This window comes from Howardella ureilytica (assembly GCF_054657495.1).
Genome location: NZ_BAAHYP010000017.1, coordinates 1 through 10937, shown reverse-complemented (window position 1 = coordinate 10937; position 10937 = coordinate 1). Strand labels below are relative to the sequence as shown.

The window sequence follows — 10937 nt, the reverse complement described above, 5'->3', positions numbered from 1 at the left end:
GTTGAAAGCCCGTGACGGTTTAAGCAGTCTAAAGCTTGACCACCCCTTGCAGTACGCAAGTGAAGGGTAGCAGAGTTAGTACCCTACGGAACGTACGGGCACCCGCTAAAGTTTGACCCCCCTTTGCAGTAGCAAAGTGAAGGCAAGCAGAGTTAGCACCCTACGGAATGTACGGAACGCCTGCTAACTTCTTTGACCTACCTTACAGTAGTAAGTGAAGGCAAGAACAGCCGGATCCTTCCGGCTTAAACCTTTGACCTACCTTACAGTAGTAAGTGAAGGCAAGAACAGCCGGATCCTTCCGGCTTAAATCTTTGACCTACCTTACAGTAGTAAGTGAAGGCAAGAACAGCCGGATCCTTCCGGCTTAAACCTTTGACCTCCCTTACAGTAGTAAGTGAAAGGCAAGAGCAGCTGCCGGATCCTTCCGGCGTAAATCTTTGACCTCCCTTACAGTAGTAAGTGAAAGGCAAGAGCAGCCGCCGGATCCTTCCGGCGTAAATCTTTGACCTCCCTTACAGTAGTAAGTGAAAGGCAAGAGCAGCTGCCGGATCCTTCCGGCGTAAATCTTTGCCCCCCCCTTGCAGTAGTAAGTAAGGGCAGAAGGAAGCCGTCCCTTACGAAACCGGGACAAGGCAACGCAGCTTTTGAGTCCCCCTTGCAGTAGTAAGCAGGGAGCAGGTAAAAAAGGTACAGGTACAGCCTTGCCCCCTTATTACGGCAGCAGGTAAGTGCCGGAAAAGAAAGGATGTGATACACAAAAGAACAGTTGAATAAGTTACGCAGAAAAAGAATAACATTTTGGAAAGAGAGGTAATAACATGAAAAGTTATTTTTATGAATCGGATGATTTTGAAGACTTTACGCCGGATCAATTAGATTTCTTAAGAGAGCTTATGATATATGAGTCTATGAAGACTAAGCCGGTAGAATCAATGATCAAACTAATAGACACCGTTACAAAGACATTACCATATGCTTTTGACGGCAGAGAGGTAGATATTGATGCTGTGAAAAGTGGAGGTTCTGTATATGTGTCAGTCACAGGGAAGAGTTTAAACATAAAAAATCCGGATATTCTGTCGAAGATAATACGGACATCTTCAAATGCAGAAATATCATGTAAAACAAACGGAGACATTAAGATTTCGCTCGGCTATCATAAAGTATTTGAATTGGAGGATAAATAATGAAGGGAAGTATCGGAAGAATAATAAATGACAGTGGATATGAAATCATCGACAGGAAGAAATTTGATACAGTATGTGAGTGTTTAGAAAAATTCAGAGAGATGGAGGATTACTTTGTTTTTAACTCATTAATAGTCCATGTAAACGGCAACGACGAAGTTGAGTTAAATATAAAATATCCTTCATGGGTCGTATTTGAAGAAGGAAATAAAAATGAGTTTTGTAAAATGCTAACCATGTCTGATAAGGTGAATATGATACCGAGTGATGACTGTGAGAATATCTTAATGAAATATACTATAGCGAACATGGTTGAGAGGATGTGATTGCATGGGAAGTGGCATGAGTGATAAAGGCAGTCGTTTGATTGCAGGAATTATGACAAAAATAGCGTTCGATGCTGCGGATTTAAAAAGTGCGGGGTCGGGGAGTTATCTCGAAAAAAGTTATAAGAGTTTCAAAGAAGACCATATTGCTGATAAAGCAGAAACTCAAATGTTTATAGACGCATTAGAGGGGAGAGAAGAACCGACAGACCCTAATTACGGTAAACCATTTTCGCAGACAATCAGAAAGTGTAAAAACAGAGACCAACTGATAAAGAAGAAGATGGATGAATATGAACAGTTAAAAAAAGATATTGCACCAAAGATAGAAAATGTTGAGAAAAAGATAAAGGCAGGAATAGTTACATCTGTCGGCAAAAAGATAACTATTAAAATTATAACACCCGGTATGTTATTGTGGGGGTATTTTTGTCTTGAAAAACATAGAATACCAAATATAGATTATTGCCATATGGGAAAATATAACATTATGTTTCCTATGCATGACAAAATCTGGAGTGTGTTTCTAAACGAGGACATAAATAAAATTATGGAAAGTCGGGTAAATTTCTTTGAATTTATGTATCATTTAGAACTTAGAGATCAAGTGTATTATATAACCGCATATGCAGTGACAACTGGAGCTCCGGAAAACCCTATATCAAGAGACGGTATACCATCACGACAATTCTTAGAGTCGATGGTGAATTACGACTATGTTATCAGAGAACATCATGATATGTCAAAAGAAGTAATATTCGTAAGTGGTCTCGCATATTACTTTTTACATAACGCAAGATTAATAGACAGAATCAGATATTACAATAAATTTAGTACAATATAAATAATAAAGGAGAATTACTTATGCGGGAGAAATTGTATTTATATCAATTTAAAAATAAGTATAAAAAGTTTTTTGTAATTACATGTGATAATTAAAAGCAATTTTCTGAAATATTGATTTTATGCCGTATCTGTGATAGCATTACAAAATACTATAACATCGGAGGAGTGTAATGAGCAGTTTAAGAATAATTTTAACCATTGCTTTTTTTGCCGCCAGCGCAATATTGGTTATTATAACAATGGCTCAGGAAAGTAAGTCTCGTGGATTATCCGGTGCTCTTACAGGTTCGTCAGATACGGATACTTATTGGAGCAAGAACAAATCTCACTCGAAAGAAGGAAGAATTGTAAAATGGTCTTGGATTTTTATTGCAATCTTTTTCGGTCTGGGGATTTTACTTAATTTTAATATTTTATAATAGGACAATCAGGCACTCTTTAAAGAGTGCCTTTTTTAGGATAGATTTTTAACAGAGGAAAGAGGATAAAATTGGATAATAATCAGGAAGAAAAGGTTATACGCCCGGATGTAGGCATATTTATAAGTAACAAAAAAGGATTCGGCTTTGTAAAGCCGGAGGACGGTTCAGATGACATTTTTATTCCCGCAAAGAATTTAAACGGGGCATTTCACAACGATACGGTAAGATTTAAAGTAGTCAGGGAAGACGTTGAAAGAGGCAGTAAAGAGGGAATAATAACGGAGGTTCTCGAACACAAGATAACTTCTGTTGTGGGAACATATAATGACTGTAATAAGTTCGGCTTCGTTAAGCCGGATATTAAAAATATAGCCGTTGATATATTCATTCCGGGAAATAAATCCAAACATGCACAGAATAACGATAAGGTTTTGGTAAATATTATTCACTACGGAACAAAGGATAAGAGACCCGACGGAGTGGTTATGGAAGTACTCGGCAATAAAGATAAGCCGGGTATAGATATTTTATCAATTCTTAAATCAAAAGACATCCCTACGGAGTTTCAGGAAGAAGTAATACAATATTCAAGAAAGATACCGAAATCCGTGGAACCTTATGAATATGACGGCAGAGAAGACTTCAGAAATGTGCCCGTATATACCATCGACGGAGAAGAAACAAGAGATTATGATGATGCCTTATCAATAAGCAGAGATGAAAACGGTTATCATGTGGGCGTTCATATAGCAGATGTTACTCATTATGTTAAGGAAGGCGACCCTATCGATTTGGAAGCCAAGGAGAGAGGTACGAGCGTATATCCCGTTGACAGAGTAATTCCGATGCTTCCGGAGAAGCTTTCAACAGGAATATGCTCTCTTGTGGAAGGAGCCGACAGACTGACTCTCAGTTGTATCATAGACTTTGACAATAACGGAAAGATTGTAAATAAAAGAATAGCCGAAACCGTTATAAATGTTACAAAGAGACTTTCTTATAATCAGGTAGCGGAGGCTTTGGACAATCCGGACAGCGTATCGGGTTTTATGGAAAATATTTATCCGGATCTGGTTAACTTAAAGGAATTATCGGATATTTTAAGACAGATAAGAAAGGAAAGCGGTGCGGTAGAGTTTGAATTTCCCGAGGCCGATGTTAAGTTGGACGACGAGGGACATCCTATTGACATTATTCCGAGACTTCGCAATTCCGCAACGGCAATTATTGAGGAACTCATGCTTATAGCAAATGAAACCGTTGCCGAATATGTCACTCTTGATAAAGAATGGGCGGGCACTCCTTTGATTTATCGTTCTCATGAAGATCCGGATACGGAAAAGTTGGAAAATCTTAAAAGAGTTGTTTTGGCTCTCGGATACAGATTTCCTATTGATTTAAATAACATTACGTCCACGGATGTTCAAAAACTTATAGATTCGGTTAAGGGAACGGATGATGAATTCTATATTTCCATGATGACATTAAGATGTATGAAAAGAGCGTCTTATTCCACTCCGATAAGGGTTATTGAAAACGGTGAGCTCACCGATAAATATGAACCTATAGGACATTTCGGACTTGCAGCGGAATATTATTGTCATTTTACATCTCCGATAAGAAGATATGCCGATTTAACGAATCACAGAATAATAAAAAAGAAACTTCACGGAAATCTGAGCAAAGAAAATATTTCCTTTCTCAGAAAGACTCTTCCGGATATTGCTCAGCATATTTCGGAGATGGAATATAGAGCTATAGAGTCTGAGAGAGAAGCCGTAAGACTTAAGATGGCGGAATATATGAAACGTCATATCGGTGATGAATTTGACGGCATAATAGCAGGACTTGCACAGTGGGGAATATATGTGGAGCTTCCTAATACCATTGAAGGTCTTATACCGTGTTCTTCACTTGAAGACGGATACTATGTATATGACGAAACCAATCTTATTCTTATGAGAGAGACCGGCGGAAGAGAATTCAGAATAGGACAAAAGCTCAGAGTAAAGGTTGAAGATGCGGACGCTGAATTAAAAACAATAACATTCAGTTTAGTTAAGGAATATAACTGAGTATAATCAGGAGGAATTATGGCAAAGGCAGAACCGTATAAGATACTCTCCAACAACAAAAAAGCATATTTTGACTACTTTGTGGAAGAAAAATATGAAGCAGGCATAGAACTGCACGGTACGGAAGTAAAGTCCATAAGACAGGGGAAATGTTCAATTAAAGAGTCATATATTCAAATCGATAACGGAGAGATATTTATTTACAACATGAATGTGACACCGTATGAAAAGGGAAATATATTCAACAAAGATCCGTTAAGACCCAAAAGGCTTTTACTACATAAGTTTCAGATATTTAAACTTGCGGGAGCCGTAAAGGAAAAAGGTTATACGATAATGCCTCTCAACGTTCACCTGTCAAACGGTCGAGTAAAGTTGGAAATAGGTTTATGCAGAGGTAAAAAGCAGTATGACAAGAGAAGAGATATAGCTAAAAAAGACCAGGAACGAGAAGCCGTTAAAGAGTTTAAAATCAAAAATTTATATTAATAATAAGTTTCAACAATTTTCCGTGCCGATATAATCGGTTAAATGAAGTTTACATTATATTGTATAAATGATATAATCAGACTCCATTGGGGTAGTAAAGGTTTCGACAGGGATGATGAAGGTGGAGAAGCTATCCGTAAGCTGTACGACACACGCGAACCTAAAATAAACGCTAACGATAATAGACAATTAGCAGCTGCCTAATTAAGGCGGCAAAAGCCGGTTTACCGGCGGTCTGATTCGAAAGCACCTACACTTATCGGACTCGGATCTCATAAATATGTAGGAAACGATAGCGGCAATGCATCCTAACCGTTAGGCGTATTAAGGATGATACACGGTATATGTTTGTTGCTTTCATATATACCGTGGAATTCCGAGAGTAACTATGATAGTAGAAGTACACGCGAATTTGTCTTTGGACACGAGTTCGACTCTCGTCTACTCCACTAAAAAGCATAAATCAGAACAGTTTATCTTTATTGGATGCTGTTTAGGCTTGTTTATTCTTTTGAGGACGTGGGTTAACCTACGTCCTTTTTTATATATCTTAATTGATAATAAAAAACTGTTTTTTAAAATTCTTTTAATATATTAATTTTATACGGATATTCTAATTAAATCCCCGTAAAACATTATTCTTATGAAATTTTCATTTTTACTAACCGTGTATAAATGTGAATACAATATCTTAGCTGTTCTTTTGCTGTCTGTGATTTGTGAGTCGTAACATTATTTTTTAACATATTTATTATGAGAACCAATTTTTTTGTCGTAACTTGTAATCAAAGTTTCAATATGCTAACCTCACTCATTAAATAACAACGAACAAATTACTTGATTAAAAAGCGGAGGGTGAATATGAGAAAAACAAAAATTATATGTACATTGGGTCCGTCATCCGGAAGTGAAGAAGTTATTAAAGAGCTTTTTAAGGCAGGTATGAATGTCGGGCGAATGAATATGTCCCACGGTTCTCATGCGGATCACCGTAAAAATATTACGACATTTCGAAAAGTAAGGGACGAACTGGGAATCCCTGCCGCGGTTCTCCTGGACACAAGAGGACCGGAAATAAGAATAGGAACATTTGAAAACGGAAAAGCGGAACTTTCGGACGGAAGTGAGTTCATTTTAACCACAGAGGATAAACAGGGAAACAATACAACGGTTTCCGTTACTTATAAGGGTCTTCCCAAGGAACTTAAGGAAGGTAACAGAGTACTGATTAACGACGGAATGATTGTGCTGAAAGTAACGAACATTACCGATACCGAAATACACTGTGAAGTTATTCACGGCGGAATTTTAACCGACAGAAAAGGTATAAATATACCTGAAGTCGACATTCAAATGGAATACTTATCGGATCAGGATAAAAGCGATCTTGTATTTGCCGCAAAAGAAGGGGTGGACTATGTTGCGGCATCATTTATGAGAACGGCGGACGATGCGAAAGCCGTACGAAACTTCCTTAATGAAAACGGAGGCGATGACGTAAAAATCATTGCGAAGATTGAAAGTACACAGGGAATAAGAAATTTCGAAGAAATACTTCCGCTTGTTGACGGTATAATGATTGCAAGAGGAGACATGGGTGTTGAAGTAGACTATGTGCTTCTTCCCGGAATACAGAAAAAAATAATCACAAGATGTGTGGAAGAAGGTAAAATAGTTATTACAGCAACTCAGATGCTTGAATCAATGACGAACAATCCAATACCTACAAGAGCGGAAATCAGTGATGTAGCCAATGCCGTGTTTGACGGAACGAGCGCGGTTATGCTCTCCGGAGAGAGTGCGGCAGGCCGTTTTCCGGTACAGGCGGTTAAGACCATGGCGGAAATATGCGAACAGGCCGAAGAAGATTATGAACATTTACCGAGAGTTCCCGTGGGATATGCCATGAATGCGGATGATATCGTAAATGCGGTAAGCCGTGCAGCCGATTCTCTGGCAAAAGATGTTCATGCCAAAGTCATTATTGCCGTTACAATATCGGGAAATACAGCGTCAAGAATGTCCAAGTATCTTCCGTCTGTTCCGATAATCGGTTCGACAAATAATTTGAAAGTATATCATCAAATGGCTCTGTATCGCGGTGTACAGCCTATGCTCAGAGAGAGCAGAGATAATATGGAAGACATATTTGAACATTGTGTATTAAGAGCGACGGAAGAGGGATACGTTGAAAAAGGGGACAGAATAGTTCTCAGCGCAGGCGTTCCTATCGGTGAAAACAGGACAAATACAATCAGAGTATGGAATGTTGAATAAGTACCGAAAGTCTGTAAAGTATTGAAAATATGGAATTCTTTGGTTTTGAAGGTTGAATCAATAAGATACTGAAAATTTTTAAAATCAATGAACGTGATAAATACAATAAATATAATTATAATATAGAAGAAAATATTCAAAAAATCACCTTTGTATACCGTAAATTGAGTTATTCAATATATACGGTACATGGGTGATTTTTATTATTAAAGGGATATTTTCATGTTGTGTCAGAGTATAAATAATTATGAATTATCAAAAAATACAATTATTTACAATATGCTTATAATGATAAAAAAAGCATATGTATCATGGATATGGGGTTGTAATTGTGTTAATCTTAGGGCGCTGTTAAGTCTACCATTACAATAATCACATTTGTTATACGTTTTATATTATTAGGGGAAGGAGAGTAGGATGAAGATATTAAAACGTATCGCAGTATGGATTCTTGCATTTGTAATGTTTTTCATACCATCTGCACCTTTGGGAGTATCTGCTGCCGAAACAGCGGATAAGATACAGGTGGATCATGATACGGCTAACGACATTTACTTCGTACATGACACAAATATTATATTGTTTTGTATGAACAACGGTCTTGCATGGCCGTCTAAAGAATTGGGATTACCGACAGAAGCTAATTACAGCCCTATGGATTTCAAAGATTTTTTGATTGCCAACGGTATTACCGATTCCGAAAAAATCAATGCAATGACAAGTCAGCTGGAGACAATTCTTTATGCGGGTTATCCGTATAACGGAGCTAATCTGTACAGCAATGCAGATAAAGTTGATGCTATTACAGTTGAAGAATATAACGAATTTTTAGTTCCTCCTTCGGTTATACGAGAGGACTTTCCTGATGAAATCGGTAATGAAGTTTTTACATACAGTGATATTATGAGTAAAAACGAAAAATACGAAAAACTTCAGAACTTTGTAAAAAAAGTATTTGATATGGGGAATGATTCAACGACCAAATCAGGACTTACAAGGATACAGATACAGTCTCTTCCATTTTATCAGGCGATTATTGCCACAAATTTCGGTGATCCGCTTCAGGTATTACCTGCGATAATGGGAGACAGCTATTATCTTACAAAACAGCAGGCTTATGAAGCAACGTCCAATGCGGTCTGGTCATTAATGGCTGAGAACGGAGTTCCGGACAATTCACCTGTTGAAAAGAAACCTTTGACATACTCATTGTTGGGTTTAAAGGGTGCAAACATTCTTAAAAGCGAACCTTCGTCATCTGCGGTTTCTATTACGGGAGACGGCGAATTTAAGTTTGATACAACTGATAAAAAGTGGAAAACCGGTACGCTTACTTTAAATGCTCCAAGTAATTATTACGCAAAATATGCATTTCAATTACCTGACGGAGTTACGACTACTAACGGAAGAACCTTTGTCAGTGCCGGAGAAAGTTTTCAGCTTGTATCGGACAACGAACCTGCAGACAACCTGTCTTTTTCGGTATCTGCCGATGTGGCATGGATGGAAGGCGATTTGAAAGTTTATCATCCGCCTGAAGGTTTACTGAGTACAAAACTGGATACAAGCGGAAATCCCGAGGGATTCCAAAACATGGTAGGCGCGGTAATTAACAAGGCTAATGTAGGCGCTTCCATGACTTTAAGCAAGGAAAGTACGGAAGTTTCTTTCACGGTAACAAAGAACTGGGATGATGACAACAATCGTGACGGTTTAAGACCTAACGCTTCCGATTATGCATCTAAAGTACATCTTATGAACGGCAATACGGAGGTTACGGGTGTAACTCCGGTAATTACCGACAATAATGACAACACTTATACAATAAGTTACAGCAACCTGAATAAGTATATCAACGGTGAAAATACCGACTATAAATTAAAAGAAGATAGTATAACAGGCTATACTCCGAGTGCCGAAACCGTAAAGAACGGTGAAACGCTGGTTAATACTCATACACCGGAGACGGTTGATATAAGTATTACAAAAAATTGGGTTGACGGTAATAATCAGGACGGTATCAGACCGACAGCCACAGAATATACGGGCATGGTACACCTTATGAAGGGTGATAATGCCGATAACGAGGTTGTAGGAGTCGTCCCTGCCGTAACCGATAACGGAAACGGTACATTTACCGTAAAATATACAGGTCTTCCGAAAAAAGAAAACGGTACGGATATTCAATATTCGGTTAAAGAAGATATCGTAGACGGATATAAAGCCGATACATATACTGTAAAAAACGGCGAAACCATAACAAATACTCATAGTGTCGGAACGACATATATTTCAATCACTAAGGCATGGAGCGACGGAAACAATCAGGACGGTAAGCGTCCTTCCGCTTCACAATTTGCTTCAATGGTTAAATTATACAGAGATAATGATGTTGAAGTTAATGGAGTAACACCTGTTGTAGAGGACAATCTCGACGGAACATATAAAATCTCTTATGAGAATTTGCCAAAGAACAGTAACGGCCAACCTATCGAATATTCAATTAAGGAAGAAAATGTTGACGGATACACGGCGGATAAAACTGTCGTAAAAGACGGTGAAACACTTACCAACACACATACGCCTGAAACATTTACGTTAATTGTTACTAAATCATGGAATGATGACGGTAACCGTGACGGCTTAAGACCGGGTACGGACTTATTTGCCGGAAAGCTTTCATTGATGAAGGATAATACTGTCGTTGAAGGCGCAACGCCTGTTATCAGAGATAACGGTGATAATACTTATACGATTGAATATGCTAATCTTCAAAAGTATGAAAACGGTACCGAAATCAATTATTCGGTAAAAGAAGACGGCGTTGACGGCTATACGGCAGATAAAACCGCAGCAAAGAACGGTGAGACGATCACCAATACTCATACTCCTGAAGTTATTGATATCACGGTTACAAAGAACTGGGTTGATGATAACAACAGAGACGGAATCAGACCGGGTGCAAATGATTTTGCATCAAAGCTTCATTTGATGAACGGCGAGACAGAAGTAACGGGAGTTGTACCGAGTGTTGTTGACAACAACGACGGAACATATACCGTAAAATACACAAATCTTGCAAAGAACGCGGCAGGCACACCTATAACATACAGTGTAAAAGAGGATGCCGTAAGCGGATATACAACAGACAACAACACGGCGCTCAACGGAGGAGTAATTACCAATACTCATACTCCTGAGAGAACAAACGTGGTTGTAACAAAGAAGTGGGATGATAACAACAATCAGGACAGAGTAAGACCTGATACAACGGCATTCGCAAAAGAGCTTCATCTTAAAGCGGGAGAGAGC

The 10937-nt window shown here is 38.4% G+C and carries 8 protein-coding genes and 1 other RNA gene; all 9 read left to right on the top strand.

Annotated elements, in window-relative coordinates; all coding sequences use genetic code 11:
• The first annotated feature begins 821 nt into the window (after window positions 1–821).
• Entirely contained in the window at window positions 822–1190 is a 369-nt protein-coding gene (locus ACYQ1N_RS07410; RefSeq protein ID WP_459834463.1) for a hypothetical protein, read from the top strand.
• Window positions 1190–1516, top strand: a complete 327-nt coding sequence (locus ACYQ1N_RS07405; RefSeq protein ID WP_459834461.1) for a hypothetical protein — start codon at window positions 1190–1192, stop codon at window positions 1514–1516. The genes ACYQ1N_RS07410 and ACYQ1N_RS07405 overlap by 1 nt, the downstream gene beginning before the upstream one ends.
• A gap of 4 nt (window positions 1517–1520) precedes the next feature.
• Complete coding sequence (locus ACYQ1N_RS07400) at window positions 1521–2360, top strand: hypothetical protein (RefSeq protein WP_459834459.1); 840 nt, start codon at window positions 1521–1523, stop codon at window positions 2358–2360.
• A gap of 172 nt (window positions 2361–2532) precedes the next feature.
• A complete protein-coding gene (gene secG, locus ACYQ1N_RS07395; protein WP_459834457.1) occupies window positions 2533–2781 on the top strand; it encodes a preprotein translocase subunit SecG in 249 nt (82 codons plus the stop codon).
• A 71-nt stretch (window positions 2782–2852) separates the two neighbouring features.
• A complete protein-coding gene (rnr, locus tag ACYQ1N_RS07390; protein WP_459834455.1) occupies window positions 2853–4859 on the top strand; it encodes a ribonuclease R in 2007 nt (668 codons plus the stop codon).
• Window positions 4860–4877: 18 nt separating this feature from the next.
• Complete coding sequence (gene smpB, locus ACYQ1N_RS07385) at window positions 4878–5348, top strand: SsrA-binding protein SmpB (protein WP_459834453.1); 471 nt, start codon at window positions 4878–4880, stop codon at window positions 5346–5348.
• Window positions 5349–5436: 88 nt separating this feature from the next.
• Window positions 5437–5800, top strand: a transfer-messenger RNA (tmRNA) gene (ssrA, locus tag ACYQ1N_RS07380).
• Between the two features lie 409 nt (window positions 5801–6209).
• A complete protein-coding gene (gene pyk, locus ACYQ1N_RS07375) occupies window positions 6210–7625 on the top strand; it encodes a pyruvate kinase (RefSeq protein ID WP_459834451.1) in 1416 nt (471 codons plus the stop codon).
• A 417-nt stretch (window positions 7626–8042) separates the two neighbouring features.
• Window positions 8043–10937 (top strand): Cna B-type domain-containing protein (locus ACYQ1N_RS07370; RefSeq protein WP_459834449.1); only part of this gene is annotated, 2895 nt, incomplete at its 3' end.

Excerpts from the sequence above, each read along its gene's own strand:
- ACYQ1N_RS07410 (WP_459834463.1), top strand. The coding sequence starts at position 822 with ATGAAAAGTTATTTTTATGAATCGGATGATTTTGAAGACTTTACGCCG.
- ACYQ1N_RS07405 (WP_459834461.1), top strand. The coding sequence starts at position 1,190 with ATGAAGGGAAGTATCGGAAGAATAATAAATGACAGTGGATATGAAATC.
- ACYQ1N_RS07400 (WP_459834459.1), top strand. The coding sequence starts at position 1,521 with ATGGGAAGTGGCATGAGTGATAAAGGCAGTCGTTTGATTGCAGGAATT.
- secG (WP_459834457.1), top strand. The coding sequence starts at position 2,533 with ATGAGCAGTTTAAGAATAATTTTAACCATTGCTTTTTTTGCCGCCAGC.
- smpB (WP_459834453.1), top strand. The coding sequence starts at position 4,878 with ATGGCAAAGGCAGAACCGTATAAGATACTCTCCAACAACAAAAAAGCA.
- pyk (WP_459834451.1), top strand. The coding sequence starts at position 6,210 with ATGAGAAAAACAAAAATTATATGTACATTGGGTCCGTCATCCGGAAGT.